Raw genomic sequence first — 26,430 nt, forward strand, 5'->3', positions numbered from 1 at the left:
GTTGTGGGATTAGCTATAAAGCAGTTCGTAAATATAAATATATTCTGCATCCGATAAGCGAATGCCGTAAGCCTCTTCTATTGGCTGGAACACAGATTTGATGACACTAAATGCGCGAACGTCCAGATCTGGCCTGTTTTCCAGCGCCATCTGTAACGGTTTACGGTTAATCACGATACGCTCGACCATGCAGCAGCAGTGGATCAGAAAGCGCAGTGTCACCTGGCGACTCGGTTTGAGCGAAAGTGCCGAGGTCAGATGGTTAAGTACGCCTTCCATCTCTTTGAGAATGCGCTGCGGGTTGAGCACTGAAATGTGGTTAATGATGCTCTCCATGGTCAGCGCGCTGATAAAACGCATGGCGCTACGTTCCATTTCCAGCCGCCGTTCGCTGCTGGAGAGATCCGGCGTCAGCAGGCTTAACACCAGCTCCGGCCCCTGTTCGGAAAACAACTCCTCCAGCGAAATAAACGGAATATCCGGGAGGCCAGGCTGGAAAGTCCCGACGATCCCCGCCAGCCGCTCGCCAACGCCCAGTGCCTGCTGCACGCGTTCCAGGCTGCGAACTTCGTTGTAATCGAGGATAACCATTCGCGTGTCCTGCGACATCAGCTCACCAAAGCTCTCCTCCAGCACTTTTTTGATTTTATCCGCCGTTCCCATTCCGGTAATGCAGGACACCACCAGCACTTTGCCCCCGCTTTCCTGTTGCGGCGTACAGAGCTGGCAGGGAATATTTTTGCTTTGCATCAACGCGGCAAGTTGCGGTAACTCGCTGGTCTCATAGCTTAAATCCAGCCCCACCTCCAACAGAGTGGTAAGCGTAATATTCGGCATCAGCAGAACGTCTATCTGGAATAACTTGCTGACGGTGCTGCCAAAATGCACCAGTGAGCCAATATCCACCATCAGGATCAGTCGTCGATAGCGCCGGGTCTGAATCATCAGGGTTAACGTTTCCAGGGTGTCATGTACCGACTGCTCGAAAGGCATATCAATGGCGCTGAACAGCTCGCGCTCTACGACGCGATTAACGTATTGCGCCATACTGGTGGCGGTGGTCGCCCCGTGGGCAATCAAAATGACCCCGCAGTCGGGACTGGCGTCTATGCGCTGGCGATAATGTCGGCACTCTTTCAGGAACAGGCACAGCCAGACAACTTCCGTCGCCGGGCACTGAATGTGCAGCAGTTCGTTAATTTTCCGGCACAGCTGCGTGGCGTTTTCGTACTCGTCTTTGCAGCGGTCCAGGATCAGGCTTGAGGAATAAAGCTGTGGGATCAAGCCGCGCTGCACGTAGCCAATCAGCGCCAGAAAGTGTTTACGCAGCGGGTTAACCAGGTTTTCAGGCAGTGAAAATCCAAGCACCTGCTCCACGCAGCCGATAAGCAGCGTCACGCGTACTTCAACCTGGCCGCCATATCGCGGGGGATGAACCACGCTATCCCGACTATAGAGACCGTATTCAAAAATCGAACTCAGCTTATTTTTCAGGATCGCCAACGTTTCCGCCGGGGGGACATTGCTGTTACGCAGGTTGACGTATTCGCGGGTCAGGAAGCTGTAAAAGAGATCGCTCTCTTCTATTTCACTCCCGGTGGCCAGGGAGCTTTTTAGCGCCGGCAGCGTACGCGCATCAACGTTTAAACGCTCTTTGCCGTCAAACAGCGTATCAACCAGCAGCCGCTGTTCTGGCGTGGCATTAAACGGCATTTCTGCCAGCCGTTTATCCAGCTGCAGCGTGTCCTGATGCTCAGTCATGCCCGACGCCCATGCCTGAGCGCACAAGAACTGAATATCGCTTTTGAGCTGGCCGATATTGCCCTCCAGCGGCTTATTGAGCAGCCAGAGCAGCAGGGTTTTATCAAGGCTGACCGTGCGCTCTATCTTGCGACTTTCACGCTGCAAGAACCCAATAATCAACTCAATTTGCTCTTCAACAGAACGCTGGCGAATACCCGGCAAATCAATACACACCTGAATACGCCGCTGGAAAGTACGCAGCAGCGCGGAATTAACCGGCTCGGTGGTGGCACAAATCAGGCGGACTGAGATTGAGCGAGCCACGGCGCTGGATCCCAGCGGCCGGTATTCCCCTTTGTCGAGAATAGAAAAGAGTTTCTCCTGCCCTTCATACGGCAAGCGATGTACTTCATCCAGCAGCAGGTAGCCGCCGTCTGCCTGCTCCACAAGGCCGGGTTTATTTTCATTCGCCCCGGTAAACGCCCCCTGGCGGTGGCCGAACAGGTGCGAAGAAAGTAGCTCCGGGTTATGGGCATATTCCGCGCAGTTAAAATAGACCAGCGGCGGTGTGCCGCCAGAAGCGTGCTCACAGGCAAAACGGTGCATTAACTCGGCGAAAAAGGTTTTACCGACGCCGGAAGGCCCGGTTAGCAGCACGTGTAATCCGTGGGGGTAAAGTACCGCGGCACGGCCTTTGTCTACCGCATCGCGCAGGCTGCGATCGTAGCCAATCAGACCGCTAAAAGGATCGTCCCCGCTGAGCTTTTCCTGGCATGGGAGCAGATCGGCCACCGATCGCACTTCACGCTCGGAGTCATCCAGCTTGCGTCCAAGAACGGCTTCCAGCGCATGACGGTGCAAAAAGAAAACCGGGCGACCCCGGCTTTTGATGGCCAGGCCATCGTTCCATAACTGGTTGAGATCTTTACTGACCGAGTTTCTAGCCAGCCCGAGGTTAAAGCCAATAGCTTCTGCCGTGAATGCCGTTTCCTTTGCTAAATCAGTAAGATCCACTCCCTGTGTCAGCCGTTCCAGCTCCCCCAAAATAATCTCAATCCGTCTCATCTCTTTACCGCTTAAAAAGTGAATGATCGTTCAGAACATACACTATTCTTTTATGCAAGAAAGAGACGCGCCGGGAAGAATCCGGCTTGTTGGATGAGAAATGCTGCTGCACAGGCCCTGCGCAGCAGCAATCAGCGCGGAGGGCTTATTCGCCTTTCTTGGCTGCCTGGATATACAGCATTTCCAGCGCCAGTGTCGCCGCAGCCAGGGCGGTGATTTCAGACTGGTCGTAGGCCGGAGCCACTTCCACCACGTCCATCCCCACGATGTTCAGATCTTTCAGGCCACGAACCAGCTTGATAGCACGGTCAGAGGTCAGGCCGCCAATCACCGGCGTACCAGTACCTGGCGCAAAAGCAGGATCCAGGCAGTCAATGTCAAAGGTCAGGTAAACCGGCATGTCACCGACGATCTGCTTAACCTGGGCAATGATATCGTCTACACCGCGATCGTTAACCTGGCAGGCATCCAGCACGGTGAAGCCGTTATCTTTGTCGAACTCGGTACGAATACCGATCTGCACAGAGTGGTTCGGATCGATCAGGCCTTCGTTTGGCGCGGTGTAGAACATCGTGCCGTGGTCGAACTCGCAGCCGTTCGCGTAGGTGTCGGTGTGGGCATCAAAGTGAACCAGCGCCATTTTGCCGAAGTGCTTAGCGTGAGCACGCAGCAGCGGCAGAGTCACAAAGTGGTCGCCCCCGAAGGAAAGCATACGCTTGCCGGCAGCCAGCAGACGCTCAGCGTGCGCCTGGAGATTTTCGCTCATCTCACGGGCATCACCGAAGGCGTAGACCAGGTCGCCGCAGTCCACAACGTTCAGACGCTCGCGCATGTCGAAGTTCCACGGGAAGCGGTTGCCTTCCCATGCCAGGTTGGTAGACACCTGACGAATCGCTGCCGGGCCGTGACGGCCGCCTGCGCGACCGGAAGTTGCCGCATCAAACGGAACGCCGGTGATCACCCAGTCTGCATCGCTATCGTACGGCTGGAAGTTCAGCGGGAAACGTAAAAAACCAAAGGCATTAGATACCAGGGAGTTATCGTATTTGTGGCCTAAGGTGCTCATTGTCTGACCTCTCGGTTGGGGTTAAAAAACGCCTAAAAAAAATCCCCTCCGCGTCGTTAAACCCGACGAGGAAGGGATTGGATTGGGGTACTGCTATTTATTGAGCGGATTATCGCCGCTAATTCATACAGGTTCAAGAGAGTATAGGCTATTGTGCCGTCTTTGCCCTCTCCCCAAAGAGGAGAGGGAAAGCGATAGCTTACTCGTCTTCCAGATACGTATAACCGTACAGGCCCGCTTCGAACTCTTCGAGGAACTGCTGCTGCAGCGCATCGTCAAGGCCGGTATTCTTCACCTGGTCACGGAACTGGGTCAGCAGCTTGTTCGGGTCGAGCTGCACGTACTGCAGCATGTCCGCCACGGTATCGCCTTCGTCAGACAGCTCCACTTCCACGGAGCCGTCAGGGAAGACGAAGACGTCCACCGCTTCGGTGTCGCCGAACAGGTTATGCATGTTGCCGAGGATTTCCTGGTACGCGCCCACCATGAAGAAGCCCAGCATCGGCGGGTTCTCCGGATCGTATTCCGGCATCGGCATCGTTGTAGCGATACCGTCGCCATCGATGTAATGGTCAATTGCCCCATCGGAGTCGCAGGTGATGTCCAGCAGCACTGCGCGGCGCTCAGGCGCGTGATTCAACCCTTCCAGCGGTAACACCGGGAACAGCTGATCGATCCCCCACGCATCCGGCATCGACTGGAAAAGTGAGAAGTTGACGTACATTTTGTCCGCCATGCGCTCCTGCAGTTCGTCGATGATTGGACGGTGCGCTCGGTTGCTTGGATCAAGCTGCTTCTGCACGTCGTGGCACATGTTCAGGTAAAGCTGTTCTGCCCAGGCACGTTCCTGCAGGCTATAGGCCCCGGAGGAGTAGCCGACGTGGATATCGTGCAGGTCCATCTGGCTGTCGTGCAGCCATTCACGCAGCGAGCGGCGAGTCCCAGGCTGATGCATCTCCTCCCAGGTTTCCCACATGCTTTGCAGCGCGCGAGGGGCGTCATCCGCAGGCGGGGTCGCTTCGGTATATTCATTACGCTCCACGCCGATAATATTAGAAACCAGCACGGTGTGGTGCGCGGTCACGGCGCGACCAGACTCGGTGATCACCGTTGGGTGCGGCAGACCATTTTCTTCGCAGGCATCGCCAATCGCCCAGATGATATTGTTCGCGTATTCATTCAGGCCGTAGTTAACGGAGCAGTCGGACTGGGAGCGAGTCCCTTCGTAGTCCACGCCCAGGCCACCGCCAACGTCGAAGCACTGGATGTTCACGCCCAGTTTATGCAGCTCAACGTAGAAGCGCGCGGACTCACGAACGCCGGTGGCGATATCGCGAATGTTCGCCATCTGCGATCCCAGGTGGAAGTGCAGAAGCTGAATGCTGTCCAGACGGCCGCGTTCACGCAGGATTTCCACCAGTTGCAGAACCTGGTTCGCCGCCAGGCCGAACTTGGATTTTTCGCCGCCGGAGGACTGCCATTTACCGGATCCCTGAGAGGCCAGACGGGCACGAACGCCCAGGCGAGGGATCACATTCAGTCGCTCGGCTTCTTCGAGCACGATGCCAATTTCGGACATCTTCTCGATAACCAGGTAGACCTTATGGCCCATCTTCTCGCCGATCAGCGCCAGGCGGATGTATTCGCGGTCTTTATAACCATTACAGACGATGACCGACCGGGTCATGCCCGCATGCGCCAGCACGGCCATCAGCTCGGCTTTAGAGCCCGCTTCCAGGCCCAGCGGTTCGCCGGAATGAATCAGCGACTCAATCACGCGGCGGTGCTGGTTAACTTTGATCGGGTAAACCAGGAAATAGTCACCGTTGTAGCCGTAGGATTCGCGCGCACGCTTAAAGGCGGCGTTAATCGAACGCAGGCGGTGCTGCAAGATCTGCGGGAAGCAGAACAGCGCAGGCAGGCGCTGACCCTGAGCTTCACGCGCTTTCACCAGCTCGGCGAGATCCACGCGAGCTTCCGGAACGTCCGGATCCGGGCAAACGCTAATATGGCCCAGTTCGTTAACGTCGTAATAGTTATTGCCCCACCAGGCAATATTGTATGTACGCAGCATCTTGCTGGCTTCCTCGGAGCTCATGGCAACCTCCTGAATGGAACGATGTACATCCTGCTCGCCCACTGACGAACCCGAAACAGAAGTGATTTTGTCAGTCATGGCGAACCTCAAATTTTGTCGATTGTGCAAAACAGTTGACTACTATCGCAGGGGTATCCTGCAATAACAACCCATTAACAGCGCGCATTGACAGCACAAGACGCTGACAGCGAGGCTGTGCGACCGGTTTCATTTTCATATCATTGTAAAACACGTATCCGAACCCTGTATGACAGGCCGGCGAAACCACGAGAAAACTCTTGTAATACAAGAGCGCCCTTGTTCAGTTACCACGGCGGATTACAGACCGGCCCGGGGATCCTGAGAAGCGCCGAGATGGGTAAAACATCGGCAAGTTTGAAAACATGAGATGCAGGCTGCGAGGAGCATATGCGCGCCAGAACGGCGTGCTGGGTTATATGAATGACGGCGGTTCATTACTTGTATCACCTCCACGCATACGTTGAGTATGTATGCGACAAGCCAAAGCTGCGAACACTGTACCTGACAGGCTCTAAATAATTGCTCAACCCGGCTGGAAGTGGGCAACACGAATCGTGTGCTTTTGATTAAGCCGCGCGCGCCGCTTTATACCCATATAAGGGGTAAAAAGCAAAACAAAATGTGTAAATTGCCAGCAGTGTCAGCTCCACTTTCCACTCAAGATTTATCACATGTTGCCGTTACCCTAAAAAATTCTGGCTATCTGCCGATTGTCTAATCTAAAATGGCCGTCCAGATGTTAATCCATCTATACTGATTAACTGTTAGACTGCCTGTTTTTCAATCTGTGGCAATAAGTTCCCGGGTTGGTCTATCTCGCCACCGCTGTGGCGCAGAGCAGCAGCCTGAACTAAATAAATCCTCTTAGGGTGAAGAAAATATGGCTAAACACCTTTTTACGTCCGAGTCTGTATCTGAAGGGCATCCTGATAAAATCGCTGACCAAATCTCCGACGCCGTCCTTGACGCAATCCTCGAGCAGGATCCGAAAGCGCGCGTAGCCTGTGAGACTTACGTCAAAACCGGTATGGTTCTGGTTGGCGGCGAAATCACCACCAGCGCGTGGGTTGATATCGAAGAAATCACCCGCAAAACCGTGCGTGAAATCGGTTATGTGCATTCAGATATGGGCTTTGATGCCAACTCCTGCGCTGTTCTGAGCGCGATTGGTAAACAGTCCCCGGATATCAATCAGGGCGTTGACCGTACCGATCCGCTGGAACAGGGTGCGGGCGATCAGGGCCTGATGTTTGGCTACGCCACCAACGAAACCGACGTGTTGATGCCAGCGCCAATCACCTACGCACACCGTCTGGTGCAGCGTCAGGCTGAAGTGCGCAAAAACGGCACCCTGCCGTGGCTGCGTCCGGACGCGAAAAGCCAGATCACCTTCCAGTACGACGACGGTAAAATCGTCGGTATCGATGCGGTTGTGCTGTCCACTCAGCACTCTGAAGACATCGCGCTGAAAGACCTGCAGGAAGCGGTGATGGAAGAGATCATCAAACCTGTTCTGCCGGGCGAGTGGCTGAACGCGTCCACTAAATACCACATCAACCCAACCGGCCGTTTTGTTATCGGTGGCCCAATGGGTGACTGCGGTCTGACCGGCCGTAAAATCATCGTTGATACCTACGGCGGCATGGCTCGCCACGGTGGCGGTGCATTCTCCGGTAAAGATCCGTCTAAAGTTGACCGTTCTGCTGCCTATGCTGCGCGTTATGTCGCGAAAAACATCGTCGCTGCAGGCCTGGCTGACCGCTGTGAAATTCAGGTTTCTTACGCTATCGGCGTAGCAGAACCGACTTCCATCATGGTGGAAACCTTCGGTACCGAGAAAATCTCTACCGAGCAGCTGACCCTGCTGGTGCGCGAGTTCTTCGACCTGCGCCCATACGGCCTGATTCAGATGCTGGATCTGCTGCACCCGATTTACAAAGAGACCGCCGCATACGGTCACTTTGGTCGCGAACATTTTCCATGGGAAAAAACCGACAAAGCCGCACTGCTGCGTGAAGCCGCTGGCCTGAAATAACCCGCCACCGCTTCGTGCTTTAAAGGCCAGCTTATGCTGGCCTTTTGCTTTTTGGATCTGTGCCACCAGGCCTCGCTCTGACCCGTTCCCCGCCATCACCAGCAACATATTGAAAACGATTACACTCATCAGAAATCGCCTTCATTGCTATTTTTATTTGAATGCATGTTCAAACACATCATCTGTTACATAAGGTTTCATACGGTACCGATCTTTAACCACAATAGAGACCTTTCTCGTGATTAATACGCTGTTTTATCGGCATTCAGCTTCTTCTCAATTTAAACCTTTAGTGTAAACGATTACATCACTGTGATTATCATCACACACTTCCGCCGTTTACTGCCCTACCCTTAAAAACGTCAAATCCGAAAAATCCACGTGGAGGGCGATATGCCTGACAATAAAAAAACCGGGCGCTCAAACAAAAGCATGACCTTTTTTGTCTGCTTCCTGGCTGCGCTCGCCGGCCTGCTGTTTGGCCTGGATATCGGCGTGATTGCCGGGGCGCTGCCGTTTATCGCCAAAGACTTCGCCATCACTTCCCACACCCAGGAATGGGTGGTGAGCTCAATGATGTTCGGGGCTGCCGTCGGGGCCATCGGCAGCGGCTGGCTCTCTTTCAAGCTGGGGCGAAAATACAGCCTGATGATTGGCGCCGTGCTGTTTGTGCTCGGTTCCCTGTTCTCGGCCTTTGCGCCCAACGTTGAAGTGTTAATCGTTTCTCGTGTCCTGCTGGGCCTGGCCGTTGGCGTCGCGTCCTATACCGCCCCGCTTTACCTGTCAGAAATTGCGCCGGAGAAGATCCGCGGCAGCATGATCTCCATGTACCAGCTGATGATCACCATCGGTATTCTGGGAGCTTATCTCTCCGATACCGCCTTCAGCTACACCGAGTCCTGGCGCTGGATGCTTGGGGTGATCACCCTTCCCGCTCTGCTGCTGCTGGTTGGCGTGTTCTTCCTGCCGGACAGTCCGCGCTGGTTTGCCGCCAAACGCCGCTTCCATGATGCTGAACGCGTGCTGCTGCGCCTGCGCGATACCAGTGCAGAGGCGAAACGTGAGCTGGAAGAAATCCGCGAAAGCCTGAAGGTGAAACAGAGCGGTTGGGCGTTGTTTAAGGATAACTCTAACTTCCGCCGGGCGGTCTTTCTCGGCGTGCTGCTGCAGGTGATGCAGCAGTTCACCGGCATGAACGTCATCATGTACTACGCGCCAAAAATCTTCGAAATCGCCGGCTTCGCCAACACCACGCAGCAAATGTGGGGCACCGTGATCGTCGGCCTGATCAACGTGCTGGCTACCTTCATTGCTATCGGTCTGGTTGACCGCTGGGGACGTAAACCTACGCTGGTACTCGGCTTCCTGGTCATGGCCGTTGGCATGGGCGTGCTGGGCACCATGCTACACGTTGGCATTCATTCTCAGGGTGCGCAGTACTTCGCGGTTGCCATGCTGCTGATGTTCATCGTTGGCTTCGCCATGAGCGCAGGTCCGCTGATTTGGGTGCTGTGTTCCGAAATCCAGCCGCTCAAAGGGCGCGATTTCGGTATCACCTGCTCCACAGCCACCAACTGGATTGCCAATATGATTGTCGGTGCTACCTTCTTGACCATGCTGAACACGCTGGGCAATGCGAACACCTTCTGGGTTTATGCGGCGCTGAACCTGTTCTTCATTGTTCTGACGCTGTGGCTCATTCCTGAGACAAAACATGTATCTCTGGAACACATTGAACGTAACCTGATGAAAGGCCGTAAATTGCGCGAAATCGGCGCACACAACTAAGTCCTGACGGCCCCTTCCGGTAGCGGGAGGGGCTTGCACCGCGCTTCCCGCCCCATTATTCTCTGCCGTTATGAAAGCCCCCAGACTCCCCATTGCTCTTCAGCAAGCCGTGATGCGTTGCCTGCGTGAAAAACTTCAGCAGGCCAACGTGCATTTAGGCACCCACTATCCTGAGCCCAAAGTGGTCTATCAGCAGCGCGGCACCGCCGCCGGCACTGCCTGGCTGGAAAGCAACGAAATTCGCCTTAATCCCGTCTTGTTGATGGAAAACCAGCAGGCTTTTGTCGATGAAGTCGTCCCCCATGAGCTGGCTCACCTGCTGGTCTGGAAGCACTTTGGCCGCGTCGCCCCTCACGGCAGGGAATGGAAATGGATGATGGAAACCGTGCTCGGCGTTCCGGCCCGCCGCACGCATAAATTTGAAGTCGATTCCGTACGCAAAAATACCTTCCCCTACCGCTGCCCTTGCCAGCAGCATCAGCTCACCGTGCGCCGCCACAATCGGGTACTGCGCGGCGAAGCCGAATATCGCTGCACTCATTGCGGCCAGTTATTAAAACCCGACGTTACAACCCCATGTAATTAATCATTTATTTCTGGAGTTTTTACGCCACCTCTGATTGAAACTGGATATTCGATCAGGTAGGGTGCGGGCACGTTTTAGTAAGGATTCTGGAAATGTCTCGCAAAATTTCTTGGGCTGTTGCATTCGTTGCAGCCTTCAGTTCGCTTCCCGCCTTCAGCAACGGCATCAATAGCTTCGCACAAGCCAAAACCGCAGGCGTCAAGGTCAACGCCGATGCTCCGGGCGACTTCTACTGCGGCTGTAAGATCAGCTGGCAGGGTAAAAAAGGTATCCCGGATCTGGAGTCCTGCGGCTATAAAGTGCGGAAGAATGAAAACCGAGCCACCCGCATTGAATGGGAACACGTCATGCCTGCCTGGCAGTTCGGTCACCTGCTGCAGTGCTGGCAGGACGGCGGGCGTAAAAATTGCGCCAAAGATCCGGTATACCGCAAAATAGAAAGCGATATGCACAACCTGCAGCCTGCCGTGGGCGAGGTTAACGCCGACAGAAATAACTTCATGTACAGCCAGTGGAACGGCGGCGAAGGCCAATACGGCCAGTGCGCAATGAAAATTGATTTTAAGGATAAAGTGGCCGAGCCGCCGGAACGTGCTCGAGGCGCGATTGCGCGCACTTATTTCTACATGCGCGACCAATACCAGCTGTCGCTCTCTCGCCAGCAGACTCAGCTCTTCCAGGCATGGGATAAACGCTATCCGGTCAACAACTGGGAGTGCGAGCGGGATGAACGCATTGCGAAAGTCCAGGGCAATCATAATCCATATGTGCTGCGGGCTTGCCAGGCGCGAAACAGCTAACCTACACTAGCGGCAATTCTTTATTTGCTGTGACGAATATCGCCCTCGATCTACAGAACAAGGGGGCGAAAATCCCCCTCTATCTTTTTGGGATAGAGTCAGGATAAGAGTCCATTCCTGCAGCGCAACTAACCGGAACTCACTTCATGCGTATACCCCGCATTCACCATCCTGAAAATCTTTCCGTTGGCCAGGACGTTGCCCTGAGCGAAGATGCGTCTAACCATGTTGGACGCGTGCTGCGCATGGGCGCAGGCCAGGCCATTCAGCTGTTCGACGGCAGCAATCAGGTGTTCGACGCGGAAATCGTGCAGGCGGATAAAAAAAGCGTGCGCGTTAAAATCCTGGCGAGCAATGAAGACGACCGTGAGTCACCGCTCTGGCTGCATCTCGGCCAGGTCATGTCGCGCGGTGAAAAAATGGAATTCACCATTCAGAAGGCCGTGGAACTGGGTGTGAACGAGATCACCCCATTGTTTTCCGAACGCTGCGGGGTAAAACTGGATGCGGAAAGGCTGAACAAGAAACTCCAGCAGTGGCAAAAGATTGCGATTGCCGCCTGCGAACAATGCGGCCGCAACCGGGTGCCAGACATTCGCCCGGCGATGGATCTGGCCGCCTGGTGCGCCGAGCAGGATGACGCCCTGAAGCTCAATCTGCATCCGCGAGCCAGCGCCAGCATCAACACGCTGCCGCAGCCGGTCGAGCGCGTCCGCCTGCTGATTGGCCCGGAAGGTGGCCTGTCTGCGGATGAGATTGCCATGACCGCAGAGCACCAATTTACTGATATTCTGTTGGGACCGCGCGTTCTGCGTACTGAGACCACCGCGCTCACCGCCATCACCGCACTGCAGGTGCGCTTTGGCGACCTGGGCTAAAGGAGAACAACAATGATCAAGCTCGGCATCGTGATGGACCCCATCGCACACATCAACATTAAAAAAGACTCCAGCTTTGCCATGCTGCTGGAAGCGCAGCGTCGTGGTTACGAACTGCACTACATGGAAATGGCTGACCTGTACCTGAACAACGGCGAAGCACGCGCCCGCACACGCCTGCTCAGCGTCGAGCAGAACTACGATAAGTGGTATGAGTTTGGCACCGAGCAGGATATCGCCCTGGCCGATCTGAACGTGGTCCTGATGCGCAAAGACCCGCCATTCGACACTGAATTTATCTACGCGACCTATATTCTTGAGCGCGCAGAAGAGAAAGGCACGCTGATCGTTAACAAACCGCAGAGCCTGCGCGACTGTAACGAAAAACTGTTCACCGCCTGGTTTGCCGACTTAACGCCAGAAACGCTGGTCACCCGTAACAAAGCGCAGCTGAAAGCCTTCTGGCAGCAGCACGGCGACATCATTATGAAACCGCTTGACGGCATGGGCGGTGCGTCTATTTTCCGCGTGAAACAGGATGACCCAAACATCGGCGTTATCGCTGAAACGCTGACTGAACTGGGTACCCGCTACTGCATGGCGCAGAACTACCTGCCGGCTATCAAAGACGGTGATAAGCGCGTGCTGGTGGTGGACGGTGAACCTGTCCCTTACTGCCTGGCGCGTATTCCGCAGGGCGGCGAGACTCGCGGCAACCTGGCGGCTGGTGGCCGTGGCGAACCACGGCCACTGACCGAAAGCGACTGGGAAATCGCCCGCCGCGTTGGGCCTACGCTGAAAGCTAAAGGGCTGATTTTTGTTGGTCTGGATATTATCGGCGATCGCCTGACCGAGATTAACGTCACCAGCCCAACCTGCATCAGAGAAATTGAAGCCGAATTCCCCGTGTCGATCACCGGGATGCTGTTCGACGCCATCGAAAAACGCCTCGCTCACTAAATACATCTGGCGGGTAGCTGTTACCCGCCATTCCCCTTCGAAGGCACGATTCACGGCGGGTAGCCCGCCTTCCTTCATTAGTGGTAAGCTGGCCACACTTCGCGCAGCCACTGCCGCTTTTATCAACCGGGATCAGAACCTCTGACAATGAATTTACAGCATCACTTTCTTATTGCCATGCCGGCTCTCCAGGACCCTTTATTTAAGCGCTCCGTAGTCTATATCTGTGAATACAACGATGAAGGCGCGATGGGGATTATCATCAATAAACCGCTGGAAAACCTGCAGGTGGATGGCGTTCTCGAAAAGCTAAAAATAGAACCAGACCCGCGCGACGCCACGATTCGCCTGGATAAACCCGTATTTATCGGCGGCCCGCTGGCGGAAGATCGTGGTTTTATTCTGCACTCGCCGCCGGACAGCTTCGGCTCAAGTATTCGCATCTCCGACGACACGGTGATTACCACTTCCCGTGATGTGCTGGAAACATTAGGCACGGCCAAGCAGCCAAAAGAGGTGATTGTTGCCCTCGGCTATGCTTCCTGGGAAAAGGGGCAGCTTGAGCAGGAGATCATGGAAAACTCATGGCTGACGGCACCTGCCTCGCCTGAGATCCTGTTCCACACGCCCATTTCAGAGCGCTGGCGCGAGGCCGCCCGCCTGATTGGTATCGATATCCACACCATGCCAAGCGAAGCGGGGCACGCCTGATGAGCAGCGGAACTTTAATGGCTTTTGACTTCGGCACTAAAAGTATCGGCGTCGCTATCGGCCAGCGTATTACCGGTACTGCACGACCGCTAACGGCGCTTAAGGCACAGGACGGTACCCCGGACTGGAACGCGGTAGAAAAAATCCTCAAAGAGTGGCAGCCGGAAGAAGTCGTTGTCGGCCTGCCGCTGAATATGGATGGCACCGAACAGCCTCTGACGGCGAGAGCCCGCAAGTTTGCTAACCGGTTGCACGGCCGCTTTGGTGTGAAAGTTTCTCTACAGGACGAACGATTGAGCACCGTCGAAGCCCGAGCCGGGTTGTTCGAACACGGCGGTTTTCGCGCTCTGAACAAAGGCAGCATCGACTCCGCTTCTGCGGTGATTATTCTTGAAAGCTGGTTTGAGTACCACCCGTGAAGAGCTTAACTGCCGGGCGTGTCGTTCCCTGCGTTCAGCAGTTCATGCCTTGCGGCAATCGCCAGAAAATGGCTGCGGTCCCGGTAGCCTGAAGAGGGCTGTTTAACCCGGGAATCAATACGCCGCAGCAGCGCGTCCGGCAGCATGATGTTTAGACGCTGCTGCTTTCCTTCCAGCGCGGATAAATCCACATCAACCAGCAGCCATTGCTGGCAGTAGCTGTACTCAGGGTCTGCGGCATAAGCAAAAGGCCCGGCATCACACAGTTGAGTAATGTCTTTGCCGCTCTCCACCATTAAATCCACAATCGACAGCACCGCATCCTGCACCATCGGGGCGATATCCGCCTGACTGTCTGCTGCCGATACGCAGCCAAATTCATCATTGCATAGCGCGGGCACGACCATGCCAAACGCTTCGTTTTCAGTTGCAGGTAATTCCACACCAACGGAAAAAAACATTATCAACCTCCGGCGGCGACAGACTAAATGCCTGCCATTTTACGAATGAATTTGACGGTACCGACGGGCAAATCCTTTTTGGGATGCGGAACGGGGAACGTTTTTCCGGTTGTGGGCGACCACCAGATCCAGTGGCTGCCCCCAGAACGCCTGACGGGTTCGCACCCCGTGGCCCTCAATTCCTTTATCAGCTCAGCAGAGGTCATCATGCTCTCCCTGAATGATGGAAATAATACACACCAATACACACAAAAGCAACAAAAGCGCTCAATATGCCGTCTCCCATGGCCCGCTGGCTGCTCGGTCGTGCCCAGCAATCTTACCTTCACGCAGCAGCAGCGCCTCGCTCTGGGCAAAGCTTTGCATGCCATGCTGCTGGCCGGTTTGCAGCACGCCAGGTAGTTGATGGGTCTTCCCTTCACGAATCAAATTTGCCACGGCCGGGGTATTGACCAGCAGTTCGTACAGCGCGACCCGACCACCGTCACTTGCCGGTACAAGCTTTTGTGCCAGCACCGCCTTCAGGCTTCCGGCAAGCTGAGTTTGAATCAGGCTTTTCTCCTGAGCAGGGAACACATCCACCAGCCGTTCTACCGCCTGAGCAGCACCGCGTGTGTGCAATGTCGCCAGAACCAAATGCCCTGTTTCTGCCGCGGTCAGCGCCAGGCCAATCGTCTCGCTATCCCTAAGCTCGCCCAGCAGGATAACGTCAGGATCTTCCCTCAAAGCGGCTTTTAGCGCTGCAGCATAGCTTTCACAGTGCAGGCCGGGTTCGCGCTGCTGAATCAGGCAGCGGCCAGAGACGTGAATAAATTCGATGGGGTCTTCCAGCGTTAACACATGGCCGTCAAGATGCTGGTTGAGATGCTGGATCATCGCGGCAAGGGTTGTAGACTTCCCGCTTCCGGTCGCACCTGTCACCAGTATCAGCCCTTCACTTTCCCGTAAAAGCGCCTTCAGTTGGGGTGGTGCGCCAAGCGTATGCAGATCCGGGCAAGAAGACGCGAGTAATCTAAGCGCCAGCGAGTAACCTTCCTGATGGCGAAAAGCATTGCCGCGAAGCCTGATGCCGTTCGCGAGCGTAAATGAAAAATCGAGCTGCCCCGCGCGATTAAGCTGCAACGTTTGCTCTTCACTTAACCATCCGTTGAGAACCTCTTCGACTTCCGGCACCTTCTCCGGGCACGCTTCCAGCCTGCCACACTTTCGCCAGCGTGCCGCCTGGCGCGCGCACAGGTGTAGATCGGAGACATTATGCTTTACACTAAGGGCCACAATTTCTTCGATATCCATATCACTTCCAACGATCATGAATGAGATAGCGCACAATCTGGCACAGGTACATGGGAAAATCTCAGCCGCTGCAGCACGTTGCGGCAGAAGCCCCGAAGAAGTGACTCTGCTTGCAGTCAGCAAAACCAAGCCTGCGAGCGCCCTCGCAGAAGCGATTGCTGCCGGGCAACGCGCCTTTGGCGAAAACTATGTGCAGGAAGGCGTGGATAAGATTCACCACTTTGCTGAACAAGGTGTAACAGGGCTGGAATGGCACTTTATCGGGCCCCTGCAGTCGAACAAAAGCCGCCTTGTGGCGGAAAATTTTGACTGGTGCCATACCGTTGATCGGCTGAAGATTGCCAGCAGACTCAGCGAACAACGCCCGCCGACGTCGCCGCCGCTAAACGTGCTGATTCAAATTAATATCAGCGACGAAAACAGTAAGTCCGGCATCGCGTTGAGTGAGCTGGAGCAGTTAGCTGCCGAAGTGGCGGCCTTACCGGGACTGACGCTGCGAGGCTTAATGGCTATTCCTGCGCCAGAACCGGATTACGAGCGCCAGCTTGCCGTTTGCCGCAAAATGGCAGAAGCCTGCAATGCACTCAAAGACCGCTTTACCACGGTCGATACATTATCTCTCGGCATGACCGATGACATGGAAGCCGCGATTGCCGCAGGCAGCACCATGGTGCGCATTGGAACCGCTATTTTCGGCGCGCGGGATTACCCCGCTCGTTAATCACCATCATTGTTGAGGAAAACCATGCTTACGTTGACTTTCCTGGTCAAAACCCTGATTGAGCTTTACGTAATGGTGCTGCTTATCCGCATCTGGATGCAGTGGGCACGCTGTGATTTCTACAACCCGTTCGCCCAGTTCATCGTTAAAGTTACCCAGCCGGTTGTCGGACCGCTTCGCCGCGTACTGCCGTCTCTGGGCCCAATTGACACCTCATCCCTGCTGGTGGCGTTTATCCTCACCACGCTGAAATTCCCTATTCTGCTGCTGATCCAGTCCGGCGGGCTGTCGCTCGATCCGTTAAACTTGCTCATCGGCGTACTGTCGCTGCTGAAATCAGCCGGCACCCTGGTGTTCTGGGTGATCATCGTGCGTTCCCTGATGAGCTGGATAAGCCAGGGCCGCAGCCCTATTGAATACGTGCTGATGCAAATGACCGAGCCAATGATGTCGCCGATTCGCCGCATCTTGCCTGCTATGGGCGGCATTGATTTCTCCGCCATGGTGGTCATTCTGATCCTTTATGCGCTGAACTACCTCGGTATGGACCTGTTCCCTGGCCTCTGGTACGCCATTTGAGTGCTGTGACACAACAGCCTGACGGGCTGGTTCTGCGGCTGTATATTCAGCCAAAGGCCAGCCGCGATAGCCTGGTCGGTATGCATGGCGACGAGTTAAAAGTCGCCATCACCGCACCGCCGGTAGATGGGCAGGCTAACGCTCACCTGGTAAAATATCTGGCCAAACAGTTCCGGGTAGCGAAAGGTCAGGTCGTGATAGAGAAAGGCGAACTTGGTCGCCATAAACAAGTTAAAATTATCGGCCCGCAGCAGATCCCGACGGAAGTCGCGGCATTGATTGCCCCCCTCGAATAACACAGGACTGACTATGCAAAAAGTCGTATTAGCTACCGGTAACGCCGGTAAAGTGCGTGAACTCGCCGATCTGCTGGCGGATTTTGGCCTCGATGTGGTCGCGCAAACCGAGCTGAACGTGGAGTCTGTCGAAGAGACCGGCCTGACCTTTATTGAGAATGCCATTCTCAAGGCTCGCCATGCGGCTAAAGTGACCGGGCTTCCGGCGCTGGCCGACGATTCAGGCCTGGCGGTGGATGCTCTGGGCGGTGCGCCGGGCATCTATTCCGCACGCTACGCGGGTGAAGATGCCAGCGATCGGCAGAACCTCGACAAGCTTCTGGAAGCGCTGAAAGACGTACCCGACGATAAACGCAAGGCTCAGTTCCACTGCGTGCTGGTCTATATGCGTCACGCGGAAGACCCAACGCCGCTGGTGTTTCACGGCAGCTGGCCGGGCGTGATTACCCACGCGCCTGCCGGGCAAGGCGGCTTTGGCTACGACCCTATTTTCTATGTTCCGTCCGAGGGGAAAACCGCGGCGGAGCTAACCCGCGATGAAAAGAGCGCGATTTCCCACCGTGGGCAAGCGCTAAAACTGTTACTGGAAGCAATGCGTAATGGCTAATTTGCCACCTCTTAGTCTCTACATTCACATCCCATGGTGCGTACAGAAGTGCCCGTACTGTGACTTCAACTCCCACGCGCTTAAAGGCGACGTGCCGCACGACGAATACGTGAGTCATCTGCTGCGCGATCTTGACCGCGACGTAGCGCTTGCTCAGGGGCGTGAGGTAAAGACTATTTTCATTGGCGGCGGTACGCCAAGCTTACTCTCCAGCGAAGCAATGCAAACGCTACTGGACGGCGTGCGCTCACGCCTGAAGCTGGCGGACGACGCAGAAATCACCATGGAAGCCAACCCCGGCACGGTCGAAGCCGACCGCTTTGTTGGCTACCAGAAAGCAGGCGTGAACCGTATTTCTATCGGCGTACAGAGCTTCAGCGAACCCAAATTAAAACGCCTGGGCCGTATTCATGATGCGGGCGAGGCTAAACGTGCCGCGAACCTGGCGAGCGGCCTGGGGCTGCGCAGCTTTAACCTTGACCTGATGCACGGCCTGCCGGACCAGTCGCTCGAAGAGGCGCTGGACGACCTGCGCCAGGCCATTGCCCTGAATCCCCCGCATCTTTCCTGGTATCAACTGACTATCGAGCCGAACACGCTGTTTGGATCGCGTCCGCCGAAGCTACCGGACGACGACGCGCTGTGGGACATCTTCGAACAAGGCGATAAGCTGCTGACCGCCGCGGGCTACCAGCAATACGAAACCTCCGCCTACGCTAAGCCCGGTTATCAGTGCCAGCACAACCTTAACTACTGGCGCTTTGGCGACTATCTGGGGATTGGCTGCGGCGCGCACGGCAAAATCACCTTCCCGGACGGGCGCATTACGCGCACGGCGAAAACGCGCCATCCGCGCGGATACATGGAAGGAAAGTACCTCGACCGCCAGCATGACGTTGAACAAGCAGATAAACCGTTCGAATTCTTTATGAACCGCTTCCGCCTGCTGGAAGCCGCGCCGCGCAGTGAATTCACGCTTTATACTGGTTTAGATGAAGCGATAATTCGCCCGCAACTGGATGCAGCGCTGGCGAAAAACTATATGACTGAGACGGATGAGTACTGGCAGATAACCGAGCACGGGAAGCTGTTTTTAAACTCCCTGCTGGAGCTGTTTTTAGCCGACGACGCGTAAGTTTTTACCCTCACCCCGGCCCTCTCCCAAAGGGAGAGGGGGATACAGTCTGCAGAGAATTTTTTATTCCCTCTCCCCTGAGGGGAGAGGGTTAGGGTGAGGGGAAAATTACTTAAGCGAACCCACAAGCCCTTTACGCTGATTTTCCAGCGACACCACCCGGTTACACACCTCGTGGCCGAACTGTTCAAAATCAGCCTGCTGATTGTTCCACTCGTTCTGAACCGCCGTTTGCAGGCCGCCCAGGTTGCCCAGCACATTCTGCAGCGGGTTGCCGCCACCTTTCAGCACCGCCTGCGCGCCCATCTCATTAATGCTGTCCTGAAGAATGCCGCCCATCGCCTGGTTCACCAGCTGCTGGCCATCGGCTCTCACCTGATCGACCGCTTTATAGTGGAACGTCAGCCCATCCTGGCGGCGTTCAATAATTCGGTTCATCTGCTCTTTTAGCTGGGCATCCAGCTTGGTCAGGCGATTACGCATGCTGCTGCTTTCCCCAACCTGTTTAGCAATAATGCCGTCCAGCGCTACGCGGCTTTTCTCTACGCGAGAGCGAGCTCCGTTATCGATCCACGGTAAATCCGTGCGCAGGGCTTTCTGGTAGTTCAGAGCCTGCTGGCGCTGTGCAGCAGTCAGCGTCTTCTGAACACCGTTGTATTTCACGCTGCCGTCAGGCGCGATGACCAGATTGCCGTTCTCACCCACCACCTGCACGGACTGCGGGTTAATGACCACGTCATCGCGTGGATTGGCGCTGCACTGGTAGTCCGCGTGTGCTGAAGCGGCGGTGACCAGCAGCGCGCCTAAAAGAACTTTACGGATCATATTTTCTCCTGAAAAATCAGCTCCTGAAAAAAAGGCCGGTTAATTAACCAGCCTGTTTTTTGCTAAAGCTTAGTCCCACCAGACGTCGAACAGATCGCTGATGCGAACATCTTCGAGCTTGCGGTCTTCCAACCATTTACGCACCAGCGCCTGATGCTCTTCGGTGCATTTGCCAATCTCTTCCATGCACACCAAACCTTCCCAGACCAGGTAACCGCTGCCGTCAAACGCCAGCTTGTTCGGCGCAATCACTTCGGCGATCAGCTCGTCCACGGTTTTATCAATTTGCTCTTCGGAAGTGCCCTCCGGGAAGCGCCAGGCAATCGAGAACCCCAGCTCCTGGAACTCTTCGATGTGCATTTTCTTACGCAGACGACGGCTACGATTCTTTGCCATTATTTCACCCTCTCGAACATTAAGTCCCATACGCCGTGACCAAGACGATGGCCACGTTGTTCAAATTTGGTTACCGGACGTGAATCCGGACGCGGTACGTAGTCGTGACTCTCCGACTGGTTTTTATACCCTTCGATAGAGGACATCACTTCGAGCATATGTTCAGCATAAGGTTCCCAGTCGGTGGCCATATGGAACACGCCACCCAGCTTCAGCTTACGTTTTACCAGGTCAGCAAACGGTACCTGAACGATACGGCGTTTATTATGACGTGCTTTATGCCATGGATCAGGGAAAAACAGCTGAACCATGTTCAAAGAATTGTCAGGAATCATGTTTTCCAGCACTTCAACCGCATCGTGGCACATCACGCGGAGGTTCTCTACGCCCGCCTCATGAGCGGTGCTCAGGCAAGCGCCCACGCCCGGCGAATGCACTTCAATACCGAGGTAGTTATGCTGCGGATTGGTTTCCGCCATGGTCACCAGCGAAGTGCCCATACCAAAACCGATTTCCAGCGTGACCGGCGCTTCGCGGCCAAAAATCTCGCTAAAGTCGGCAGGCTCGGCCTGGAACTCAACGCCCATCACCGGCCAGTAGTTATCCAGCGCGTGCTGCTGGCCTTTTGTCAGCCGCCCCTGGCGACGGACAAAGCTGCGGATGCGGCGCAGTACACGACCTTCTTCATTAAATTCCGGTGAAATGACGTCATTCTTCATGGTTTTCTTAACGCTTCGCTTAGTGTTCGGGAAACGGGCATTATCCAAAGTTAAGGATGAGAAGCAAGTGGCAGAAAGTTCCGGTTTACAGCTTTACGCCGCTGTGCTGGAATCGGCTCCTTTATTACACCTTTGCCGGATATCCCGCGTTGACCATGCAAGCTCCTCAATTCGCCCAACAAGTCCTCGACTGGTACCACAAGTATGGGCGTAAAACCCTGCCGTGGCAGCAGGAGAAAACGCCTTATAAAGTATGGCTCTCTGAGGTGATGTTGCAACAAACCCAGGTCGCGACGGTCATCCCTTATTTTGAGCGCTTTATGGCGCGTTTCCCCACAGTAACCGATTTGGCAAACGCCCCGCTGGATGAAGTGCTTCATCTGTGGACCGGGCTGGGTTATTACGCCCGCGCGCGCAATCTGCATAAAGCCGCTAAGCAGGTTGCCGATAAACACGGTGGCGTTTTCCCTCAAACGTATGACGAAGTGGCCGACCTGCCTGGCGTCGGGCGTTCTACCGCAGGCGCGATTCTGTCGCTTTCGTTGGGTAAACACTTCCCGATTCTCGACGGCAACGTAAAGCGCGTGCTCGCCCGTTGCTATGCCGTTTCCGGCTGGCCGGGTAAAAAAGAGGTCGAAAATCGTCTCTGGGAAATCAGCGAGCGCGTAACCCCGGCACAGGGCGTTAGCCAGTTTAATCAGGCGATGATGGACCTCGGTGCCATGGTCTGTACCCGCTCAAAGCCAAAATGCGAACTTTGCCCGCTGAGCAACGGCTGCGTGGCCTATGCCAACCATAGCTGGGCAACCTATCCGGGCAAGAAGCCTAAAGTGACGCTACCGGAACGCACCGGCTATATGCTGATGATGCAGCATGGCGATGAAGTGTTCCTGGCGCAGCGCCCGACGGTAGGGCTATGGGGAGGCCTATTCTGCTTCCCACAGTTCGCTGAAGAACAAGAATTACATCGCTGGCTGGAGCACCGAGGTATTCCGGCAGATAATCTCACGCAGTTAACGGCTTTCCGCCACACCTTTAGCCATTTCCATTTGGACATTGTGCCAATGTGGCTTCCGGTGTCGTCAATGGATGGCTGCATGGATGAAGGCTCCGCTCTCTGGTATAACTTAGGCCAGCCACCGTCCGTCGGGCTGGCGGCTCCCGTAGAGCGCCTGCTACAACAATTACGAGCCGAACCGGTTGCCTTAGCGCCCGTTCGCGCCGAAGAAGAGGAATAATCATGAGCAGAACGATTTTTTGTACTTACCTGCAGCGCGAAGCTGAAGGCCAGGATTTCCAGCTGTACCCGGGCGAACTCGGCAAGCGGATCTATAACGAAATCTCCAAAGAAGCCTGGGCGCAGTGGCAGTCCAAACAAACCATGCTGATCAATGAAAGAAAGATGAGCATGATGAACCCGGAACACCGTAAAGAGCTGGAAAACGAGATGGTCAATTTCCTGTTTGAAGGGAAAGAAGTCCATATCGAAGGCTTCACCCCGCCAGAAAAACAGTAATCGTCGGCACCTTTTTGCAAACACAACACGCATACACGGAATGATGAAAAAACTTCTCGCGCTGGCTCTCGTGGCCCCGTTGCTGATCTCCTGTTCCAGTAAAAAAGGCGATGACGCTTTTAACGAAGCCTACGTAAAGGACACCAACGGGTTTGATATTTTGATGGGGCAGTTTGCCAACAACATCGAAAATATCTGGGGTATGAAAGAGGTCCTGATCGCAGGCCCGAAGGATTACGTCAAATACACCGACCAATATCTGACGCGTAGCCACATCAACTTCGACGAAGGTACCATCACCGTTGAGACCATCGCGGGCACCGATCCTGCCGCACACCTGCGCCAGGCCATCATTACCACCTTGCTGATGGGGGACGATCCTGGCTCAATAGATCTCTATTCCGATGCCAACGACGTCCAGATCTCCAAAGAACCGTTCCTTTATGGCCAGGTGGTGGATAACACCGGCCAGCCTATTCGCTGGGAAGGCCGGGCGACGAAGTTTGCCGACTATCTGCTGCAAACGCGCCTGCAAAAGCGCAGTACCGGGCTGAAAATCGTCTATAGCGTGACCATCAACCTTGTGCCTAACCACCTCGACAAACGTGCCCATAAGTACATCGGTATGGTGCGTAAAGCATCGAAGAAATACGGCGTGGACGAGTCGCTGATTCTGGCAATCATGCAAACGGAATCCAGCTTCAACCCGTATGCGGTGAGCCACGCAGACGCACTGGGCCTGATGCAGGTTGTTCAGCACAGCGCCGGGGTAGACGTGTTTAAGGCGCAGGGGAAATGGGGCAAACCAAGCCGCAGCTTCCTGTTCGACCCGGAAAGCAATATCGATACCGGCACGGCTTATCTGGCAATTTTGCAGAACAGCTATCTGGGGCAGATTGATAACCCAACGTCACGTCGCTATGCGGTGATTACGGCCTATAACGGCGGTGCGGGCAGCGTGCTGCGGGTGTTCTCTAACGATAAGATGCAGGCGTTTAGCCTGATTAACAGCATGGCGCCGGGCGATGTCTATCAAACGTTGACCACGCGCCATCCATCCGCAGAGTCTCGTCGCTATCTGTATAAAGTGAATAACGCCCAGAAGAGCTATCGTCGGCGGTAATTGACCCTCACCCTAACCCTCTCCCTAAAAGGGAGAGGGGATATTCCCGGACGGCATTACTTCACCCTGCTCTGCTCCCTCGCCCCCTTGGGGAGAGGGCTGGGGTGAGGTGCGATTCCCTCTTACTTCAGCATGTAGCCATACAGTCGCTTAATGCCGTCCGAATCCGTCTCACTGTACACGCCCTGCAGCTCAGGGGAGAAGCCCGGCAGCATATTCACGCCCTCTTCCAGCGCCAGGAAGTAGCGCAGCGCCGCCCCGCCCCAAACTTCACCCGGCACCACGCAAAGCACGCCTGGTGGATAAGGCAACGCACCTTCCGCCGCGATACGCCCCTCAGCCTCGCTCAGGCGCACCAGCTCCACGTTGCCGCGAATAAATTCGATGTTGGCGTCCTGCGGGTTCATCACCACGGCAGGCAGACTCTCCTTGCGGAACATCGCCCTCTGCAGCTCTTTAACCTCGAAACTCACGTACAGGTCATGCATCTCCTGGCAAAGCTGGCGCAGGGTGTAGCCCTTGTAGCGCACCGGGTATTTCTGATAAATCGTGGGCAGCACATCCGCCAGCGGCGTGTCGTCCTCAATATGTTGTTCAAACTGCGCCAGCATGGCCACCAGCTGAGCCAGCTTCTCGTGGCTTTCCGCCGGGGTAAGCAGGAACAGAATCGAGTTAAGATCCGACTTCTCCGGCACAATTCCATTTTCACGCAGATAGTTAGCGAGGATCGCCGCAGGCACACCGAACTCGGTGTAGCGGCCGGTTTCTGGATCGATGCCCGGCGTGGTGAGCAGCAGTTTGCAGGGATCGACAAAATATTCGTCCTTCGCATAACCCTCAAAGCCATGCCAGCGCTCACCGGGTTCAAAGCTGAAGAAGCGGCGCTCCTGAGCGATCTTCTCCGTGGGATGATCCTGCCACGGACGCCCAGCCACTTCCGGTGGAATAAAAGGTTTGATCATCTTACAGTTGGCGATAATCGCCTTACGCGCTTCAATGCCCAGTGCCACACATTCCGCCCACAGGCGACGACCACTTTCGCCCTCGTGGATCTTGGCATTTACATCCAGCGCGGCAAACAGCGGGTAAAACGGGCTGGTTGAAGCATGCAGCATAAAAGCATTATTCAGCCGTTTGTGCGGGCAAAAACGGGCCTGGCCGCGAAGATGGTTATCTTTCTTATGGATCTGCGAAGTCTGGGAGAACCCAGCCTGTTGCTTGTGAACCGACTGAGTAACAAAGATCCCCGGATCGTTTTCATTCAGCTCCAGCAGCAGTGGCGAACAGTCCGCCATCATAGGAATAAATTGCTCGTAGCCCACCCACGCCGAATCAAAGAGGATGTAATCGCACAGATGGCCGATGTTATCCACTACCTGACGGGCGTTATAAATTGTGCCGTCATAGGTGCCTAGCTGGATCACCGCCAGGCGGAAAGGCCTTGCCTCCTGAGCACGCTCAGGTGCCACTTCCGCAATTAGCTCCCGCAGGTATTTCTCATCAAAACAGTGCGCATCAATGCCGCCGATAAAGCCAAAAGGATTGCGGGAAGCTTCCAGATAAACCGGGGTCGCACCGGCCTGGATGAGTGCGCCGTGGTGGTTTGATTTATGGTTGTTGCGGTCAAACAGCACCAGATCGCCGCGCGTCAGCAGCGCATTGGTGACCACTTTGTTCGCTGCAGAGGTACCGTTAAGTACGAAATAGGTTTTGTCGGCGTGGAATACTTTCGCGGCAAACTTCTGCGCGTGCTTGGCTGAACCTTCGTGGATCAGCAGGTCGCCCAGCTTAACGTCCGCATTGCACATATCGGCTCGAAACACATTCTCGCCAAAGAAATCATAAAACTGCCGCCCCGCTGGATGTTTTTTGAAAAATTCCCCGTGCTGGTGACCCGGACAGGCAAAAGTGCTGTTGTCCATCGCCACATACCTGGTCAGCGTGTTGAAGAACGGCGGCAACAGATCTTCTTCGTAGTCACTGGCCGCGGTTTCCAGCTCCAGATAATCCTGCGCTTTTCCGGTAATCACGCCGGTTACCTCAGGCAAACCATCAACGGCGGTTTCGCGAAAAATAAATACAGGCAAATTAAAACCCGTGCGTTTAAGCAGGGCCAGAATACCGCTGCGGCTGTCCGCAACGGAGATGACAACTGCCGCCACATCGGTGAAGTCGGTCTCGTCGAGCGTGACCACTTCACGATGCGTTGAGAGTAATGCAGCCACGTCGTGGCTGGCGGCAATTTTCAGTGATTTCATAAGCACAAATCCCCGTCTGCAAGGATGAGTGAGTGCCAACCGGCACAGCAAAGGGAAAACTCCCCAACGAAGGCGTTCTGAAGGTCTTAGGTGTGAATCCACTTCGACCGCCAGACATCAGTAAAACCAGGCGACTCCTGATTTTACTGATGTCCTGCAGCGAGCAAGCATTGCCCTCACCGCATGGTGAGCAAGGGACTTCGGAAGGTTATAGCCGCACGGACGAGCGCCATCCCGAAAGATGCATGGGAATTGAGAGTAAACATCAAGGCGCCCCGTAGTGGATAAGAAAACTGGCGCAATCATGGCACCTTCTGCCAGGGGGTTCAAC

At 55.1% G+C, this 26,430-nt stretch carries 28 protein-coding genes; 16 read left to right on the forward strand and 12 right to left on the reverse strand.

The features are described 5' to 3' along the window. Window positions 1-9 precede the first annotated feature (9 nt). The 5 genes from dagR to LH86_RS23005 all read right to left on the reverse strand — a co-directional run bounded on the left by dagR (window position 10) and on the right by LH86_RS23005 (window position 6,428). On the reverse strand, window positions 10-2,808 hold the full coding sequence (gene dagR / locus LH86_RS01815) for a transcriptional regulator DagR (protein WP_039297919.1): 2,799 nt from the start codon (window positions 2,806-2,808) through the stop codon (window positions 10-12). Window positions 2,809-2,953: 145 nt separating this feature from the next. Continuing rightward, window positions 2,954-3,874 carry an agmatinase gene (speB, locus tag LH86_RS01820; protein ID WP_038479002.1) on the reverse strand — a complete coding sequence of 307 codons (921 nt, stop codon included), beginning with the start codon at window positions 3,872-3,874 and terminating at the stop codon, window positions 2,954-2,956. Between the two features lie 199 nt (window positions 3,875-4,073). Continuing rightward, window positions 4,074-6,050 carry a biosynthetic arginine decarboxylase gene (gene speA, locus LH86_RS01825; RefSeq protein ID WP_071842805.1) on the reverse strand — a complete coding sequence of 659 codons (1,977 nt, stop codon included), beginning with the start codon at window positions 6,048-6,050 and terminating at the stop codon, window positions 4,074-4,076. Then, entirely contained in the window at window positions 6,043-6,189 is a 147-nt protein-coding gene (yqgB, locus tag LH86_RS22525; protein WP_156107058.1) for an acid stress response protein YqgB, read from the reverse strand. The genes speA and yqgB overlap by 8 nt, the downstream gene beginning before the upstream one ends. A 101-nt stretch (window positions 6,190-6,290) precedes the next feature. Next, window positions 6,291-6,428: a hypothetical protein gene (locus LH86_RS23005; protein WP_419656403.1), complete on the reverse strand. Its 138-nt coding sequence runs from the start codon at window positions 6,426-6,428 to the stop codon at window positions 6,291-6,293. Between the two features lie 445 nt (window positions 6,429-6,873). On the opposite strand from LH86_RS23005, the gene metK reads away from it, so the two are divergent. From metK to ruvX, 8 genes are all read left to right on the forward strand, one after another. Continuing rightward, a complete protein-coding gene (metK, locus tag LH86_RS01830; protein WP_008461565.1) occupies window positions 6,874-8,028 on the forward strand; it encodes a methionine adenosyltransferase in 1,155 nt (384 codons plus the stop codon). A gap of 393 nt (window positions 8,029-8,421) precedes the next feature. Next, window positions 8,422-9,816 carry a sugar porter family MFS transporter gene (locus tag LH86_RS01835; protein WP_039297923.1) on the forward strand — a complete coding sequence of 465 codons (1,395 nt, stop codon included), beginning with the start codon at window positions 8,422-8,424 and terminating at the stop codon, window positions 9,814-9,816. Between the two features lie 70 nt (window positions 9,817-9,886). Continuing rightward, entirely contained in the window at window positions 9,887-10,402 is a 516-nt protein-coding gene (locus LH86_RS01840) for a SprT family zinc-dependent metalloprotease (RefSeq protein WP_039297926.1), read from the forward strand. Window positions 10,403-10,494: 92 nt separating this feature from the next. Beyond that, complete coding sequence (gene endA, locus LH86_RS01845; RefSeq protein WP_039297928.1) at window positions 10,495-11,202, forward strand: deoxyribonuclease I; 708 nt, start codon at window positions 10,495-10,497, stop codon at window positions 11,200-11,202. A 146-nt stretch (window positions 11,203-11,348) separates the two neighbouring features. Beyond that, window positions 11,349-12,080 carry a 16S rRNA (uracil(1498)-N(3))-methyltransferase gene (gene rsmE / locus LH86_RS01850; RefSeq protein ID WP_039297930.1) on the forward strand — a complete coding sequence of 244 codons (732 nt, stop codon included), beginning with the start codon at window positions 11,349-11,351 and terminating at the stop codon, window positions 12,078-12,080. A 12-nt stretch (window positions 12,081-12,092) separates the two neighbouring features. Then, window positions 12,093-13,040 carry a glutathione synthase gene (gene gshB / locus LH86_RS01855; RefSeq protein WP_039297932.1) on the forward strand — a complete coding sequence of 316 codons (948 nt, stop codon included), beginning with the start codon at window positions 12,093-12,095 and terminating at the stop codon, window positions 13,038-13,040. 147 nt (window positions 13,041-13,187) lie between these two features. Next, window positions 13,188-13,751: a YqgE/AlgH family protein gene (locus tag LH86_RS01860; protein WP_039297934.1), complete on the forward strand. Its 564-nt coding sequence runs from the start codon at window positions 13,188-13,190 to the stop codon at window positions 13,749-13,751. Then, entirely contained in the window at window positions 13,751-14,170 is a 420-nt protein-coding gene (ruvX, locus tag LH86_RS01865; RefSeq protein ID WP_008461550.1) for a Holliday junction resolvase RuvX, read from the forward strand. The genes LH86_RS01860 and ruvX overlap by 1 nt, the downstream gene beginning before the upstream one ends. A gap of 5 nt (window positions 14,171-14,175) precedes the next feature. On the opposite strand, the gene LH86_RS01870 is transcribed toward ruvX, so the two are convergent. From LH86_RS01870 to LH86_RS01880, 3 genes are all read right to left on the reverse strand, one after another. Next, complete coding sequence (locus LH86_RS01870; RefSeq protein ID WP_039297936.1) at window positions 14,176-14,631, reverse strand: type II toxin-antitoxin system HicB family antitoxin; 456 nt, start codon at window positions 14,629-14,631, stop codon at window positions 14,176-14,178. 23 nt (window positions 14,632-14,654) lie between these two features. After that, on the reverse strand, window positions 14,655-14,837 hold the full coding sequence (locus LH86_RS01875) for a type II toxin-antitoxin system HicA family toxin (protein WP_039305836.1): 183 nt from the start codon (window positions 14,835-14,837) through the stop codon (window positions 14,655-14,657). Between the two features lie 61 nt (window positions 14,838-14,898). Next, complete coding sequence (locus LH86_RS01880) at window positions 14,899-15,924, reverse strand: type IV pilus twitching motility protein PilT (protein ID WP_039305839.1); 1,026 nt, start codon at window positions 15,922-15,924, stop codon at window positions 14,899-14,901. A 16-nt stretch (window positions 15,925-15,940) separates the two neighbouring features. On the opposite strand from LH86_RS01880, the gene LH86_RS01885 reads away from it, so the two are divergent. The 5 genes from LH86_RS01885 to hemW are packed head-to-tail and all read left to right on the forward strand — an operon-like array spanning window position 15,941 to window position 19,262. After that, window positions 15,941-16,645 (forward strand): YggS family pyridoxal phosphate-dependent enzyme, encoded by a 705-nt coding sequence (locus LH86_RS01885; RefSeq protein WP_039297937.1) that lies wholly within the window; start codon window positions 15,941-15,943, stop codon window positions 16,643-16,645. A 24-nt stretch (window positions 16,646-16,669) separates the two neighbouring features. Beyond that, on the forward strand, window positions 16,670-17,224 hold the full coding sequence (locus tag LH86_RS01890) for a YggT family protein (RefSeq protein ID WP_039287645.1): 555 nt from the start codon (window positions 16,670-16,672) through the stop codon (window positions 17,222-17,224). Next, the gene (gene yggU, locus LH86_RS01895) at window positions 17,221-17,520 is read left to right on the forward strand and encodes a DUF167 family protein YggU (protein WP_008461542.1); all 300 of its coding nucleotides are present in this window, start codon (window positions 17,221-17,223) and stop codon (window positions 17,518-17,520) included. The genes LH86_RS01890 and yggU overlap by 4 nt, the downstream gene beginning before the upstream one ends. 13 nt (window positions 17,521-17,533) lie before the next feature. Further along, on the forward strand, window positions 17,534-18,127 hold the full coding sequence (locus LH86_RS01900; protein ID WP_039297938.1) for an XTP/dITP diphosphatase: 594 nt from the start codon (window positions 17,534-17,536) through the stop codon (window positions 18,125-18,127). Further along, window positions 18,120-19,262 carry a radical SAM family heme chaperone HemW gene (gene hemW / locus LH86_RS01905; RefSeq protein ID WP_039287655.1) on the forward strand — a complete coding sequence of 381 codons (1,143 nt, stop codon included), beginning with the start codon at window positions 18,120-18,122 and terminating at the stop codon, window positions 19,260-19,262. The genes LH86_RS01900 and hemW overlap by 8 nt, the downstream gene beginning before the upstream one ends. Before the next feature lie 108 nt (window positions 19,263-19,370). Here the strand turns inward: hemW and LH86_RS01910 are convergent, their stop codons facing one another. The 3 genes from LH86_RS01910 to trmB all read right to left on the reverse strand — a co-directional run bounded on the left by LH86_RS01910 (window position 19,371) and on the right by trmB (window position 21,202). Then, window positions 19,371-20,087 (reverse strand): DUF2884 domain-containing protein, encoded by a 717-nt coding sequence (locus LH86_RS01910; RefSeq protein WP_039287658.1) that lies wholly within the window; start codon window positions 20,085-20,087, stop codon window positions 19,371-19,373. A 69-nt stretch (window positions 20,088-20,156) separates the two neighbouring features. Continuing rightward, on the reverse strand, window positions 20,157-20,483 hold the full coding sequence (locus tag LH86_RS01915; protein ID WP_008461534.1) for a YggL family protein: 327 nt from the start codon (window positions 20,481-20,483) through the stop codon (window positions 20,157-20,159). Further along, window positions 20,483-21,202, reverse strand: a complete 720-nt coding sequence (trmB, locus tag LH86_RS01920) for a tRNA (guanosine(46)-N7)-methyltransferase TrmB (RefSeq protein ID WP_039287659.1) — start codon at window positions 21,200-21,202, stop codon at window positions 20,483-20,485. Before trmB ends, LH86_RS01915 begins: the two co-directional genes overlap by 1 nt. Window positions 21,203-21,357: 155 nt before the next feature. Here trmB and mutY point away from each other — a divergent pair, with 155 nt between their 5' ends. Genes mutY through mltC form a run of 3 tightly spaced genes read left to right on the forward strand, consistent with a single transcriptional unit; the run spans window position 21,358 to window position 23,841 of the window. Further along, on the forward strand, window positions 21,358-22,440 hold the full coding sequence (mutY, locus tag LH86_RS01925) for an A/G-specific adenine glycosylase (RefSeq protein ID WP_039305842.1): 1,083 nt from the start codon (window positions 21,358-21,360) through the stop codon (window positions 22,438-22,440). A gap of 2 nt (window positions 22,441-22,442) precedes the next feature. Further along, window positions 22,443-22,718: an oxidative damage protection protein gene (locus tag LH86_RS01930; RefSeq protein ID WP_039297939.1), complete on the forward strand. Its 276-nt coding sequence runs from the start codon at window positions 22,443-22,445 to the stop codon at window positions 22,716-22,718. A 43-nt stretch (window positions 22,719-22,761) separates the two neighbouring features. Further along, window positions 22,762-23,841 (forward strand): membrane-bound lytic murein transglycosylase MltC, encoded by a 1,080-nt coding sequence (gene mltC, locus LH86_RS01935; RefSeq protein WP_008461527.1) that lies wholly within the window; start codon window positions 22,762-22,764, stop codon window positions 23,839-23,841. A 122-nt stretch (window positions 23,842-23,963) separates the two neighbouring features. Here mltC and LH86_RS01940 read toward each other — a convergent pair whose 3' ends face one another. After that, on the reverse strand, window positions 23,964-26,099 hold the full coding sequence (locus LH86_RS01940) for an ornithine decarboxylase (RefSeq protein ID WP_039297941.1): 2,136 nt from the start codon (window positions 26,097-26,099) through the stop codon (window positions 23,964-23,966). Between the last annotated feature and the right edge of the window lie 331 nt (window positions 26,100-26,430).

It is taken from the genome of Cedecea neteri (assembly GCF_000758325.1).
Taxonomy (GTDB): Bacteria; Pseudomonadota; Gammaproteobacteria; order Enterobacterales; family Enterobacteriaceae; genus Cedecea; species Cedecea neteri_B.

What these genes read in the sequence shown, in the direction of transcription:
- LH86_RS01910 (WP_039287658.1), bottom strand. Translation starts at nt 20,087, where the DNA reads ATGATCCGTAAAGTTCTTTTAGGCGCGCTGCTGGTCACCGCCGCTTCA.
- LH86_RS01900 (WP_039297938.1), top strand. Translation starts at nt 17,534, where the DNA reads ATGCAAAAAGTCGTATTAGCTACCGGTAACGCCGGTAAAGTGCGTGAA.
- metK (WP_008461565.1), top strand. Translation starts at nt 6,874, where the DNA reads ATGGCTAAACACCTTTTTACGTCCGAGTCTGTATCTGAAGGGCATCCT.
- LH86_RS01880 (WP_039305839.1), bottom strand. Translation starts at nt 15,924, where the DNA reads ATGGATATCGAAGAAATTGTGGCCCTTAGTGTAAAGCATAATGTCTCC.
- LH86_RS01860 (WP_039297934.1), top strand. Translation starts at nt 13,188, where the DNA reads ATGAATTTACAGCATCACTTTCTTATTGCCATGCCGGCTCTCCAGGAC.
- speA (WP_071842805.1), bottom strand. Translation starts at nt 6,050, where the DNA reads ATGACTGACAAAATCACTTCTGTTTCGGGTTCGTCAGTGGGCGAGCAG.
- mltC (WP_008461527.1), top strand. Translation starts at nt 22,762, where the DNA reads ATGAAAAAACTTCTCGCGCTGGCTCTCGTGGCCCCGTTGCTGATCTCC.
- LH86_RS01875 (WP_039305836.1), bottom strand. Translation starts at nt 14,837, where the DNA reads ATGACCTCTGCTGAGCTGATAAAGGAATTGAGGGCCACGGGGTGCGAA.
- gshB (WP_039297932.1), top strand. Translation starts at nt 12,093, where the DNA reads ATGATCAAGCTCGGCATCGTGATGGACCCCATCGCACACATCAACATT.
- trmB (WP_039287659.1), bottom strand. Translation starts at nt 21,202, where the DNA reads ATGAAGAATGACGTCATTTCACCGGAATTTAATGAAGAAGGTCGTGTA.
- LH86_RS01890 (WP_039287645.1), top strand. Translation starts at nt 16,670, where the DNA reads ATGCTTACGTTGACTTTCCTGGTCAAAACCCTGATTGAGCTTTACGTA.
- mutY (WP_039305842.1), top strand. Translation starts at nt 21,358, where the DNA reads ATGCAAGCTCCTCAATTCGCCCAACAAGTCCTCGACTGGTACCACAAG.
- ruvX (WP_008461550.1), top strand. Translation starts at nt 13,751, where the DNA reads ATGAGCAGCGGAACTTTAATGGCTTTTGACTTCGGCACTAAAAGTATC.
- LH86_RS01885 (WP_039297937.1), top strand. Translation starts at nt 15,941, where the DNA reads ATGAATGAGATAGCGCACAATCTGGCACAGGTACATGGGAAAATCTCA.
- LH86_RS01840 (WP_039297926.1), top strand. Translation starts at nt 9,887, where the DNA reads ATGAAAGCCCCCAGACTCCCCATTGCTCTTCAGCAAGCCGTGATGCGT.
- LH86_RS01915 (WP_008461534.1), bottom strand. Translation starts at nt 20,483, where the DNA reads ATGGCAAAGAATCGTAGCCGTCGTCTGCGTAAGAAAATGCACATCGAA.
- LH86_RS01940 (WP_039297941.1), bottom strand. Translation starts at nt 26,099, where the DNA reads ATGAAATCACTGAAAATTGCCGCCAGCCACGACGTGGCTGCATTACTC.
- LH86_RS01930 (WP_039297939.1), top strand. Translation starts at nt 22,443, where the DNA reads ATGAGCAGAACGATTTTTTGTACTTACCTGCAGCGCGAAGCTGAAGGC.
- rsmE (WP_039297930.1), top strand. Translation starts at nt 11,349, where the DNA reads ATGCGTATACCCCGCATTCACCATCCTGAAAATCTTTCCGTTGGCCAG.
- LH86_RS01870 (WP_039297936.1), bottom strand. Translation starts at nt 14,631, where the DNA reads ATGTTTTTTTCCGTTGGTGTGGAATTACCTGCAACTGAAAACGAAGCG.
- LH86_RS01835 (WP_039297923.1), top strand. Translation starts at nt 8,422, where the DNA reads ATGCCTGACAATAAAAAAACCGGGCGCTCAAACAAAAGCATGACCTTT.
- endA (WP_039297928.1), top strand. Translation starts at nt 10,495, where the DNA reads ATGTCTCGCAAAATTTCTTGGGCTGTTGCATTCGTTGCAGCCTTCAGT.
- dagR (WP_039297919.1), bottom strand. Translation starts at nt 2,808, where the DNA reads ATGAGACGGATTGAGATTATTTTGGGGGAGCTGGAACGGCTGACACAG.
- LH86_RS23005 (WP_419656403.1), bottom strand. Translation starts at nt 6,428, where the DNA reads ATGAACCGCCGTCATTCATATAACCCAGCACGCCGTTCTGGCGCGCAT.
- hemW (WP_039287655.1), top strand. Translation starts at nt 18,120, where the DNA reads ATGGCTAATTTGCCACCTCTTAGTCTCTACATTCACATCCCATGGTGC.
- yqgB (WP_156107058.1), bottom strand. Translation starts at nt 6,189, where the DNA reads ATGAAAATGAAACCGGTCGCACAGCCTCGCTGTCAGCGTCTTGTGCTG.
- speB (WP_038479002.1), bottom strand. Translation starts at nt 3,874, where the DNA reads ATGAGCACCTTAGGCCACAAATACGATAACTCCCTGGTATCTAATGCC.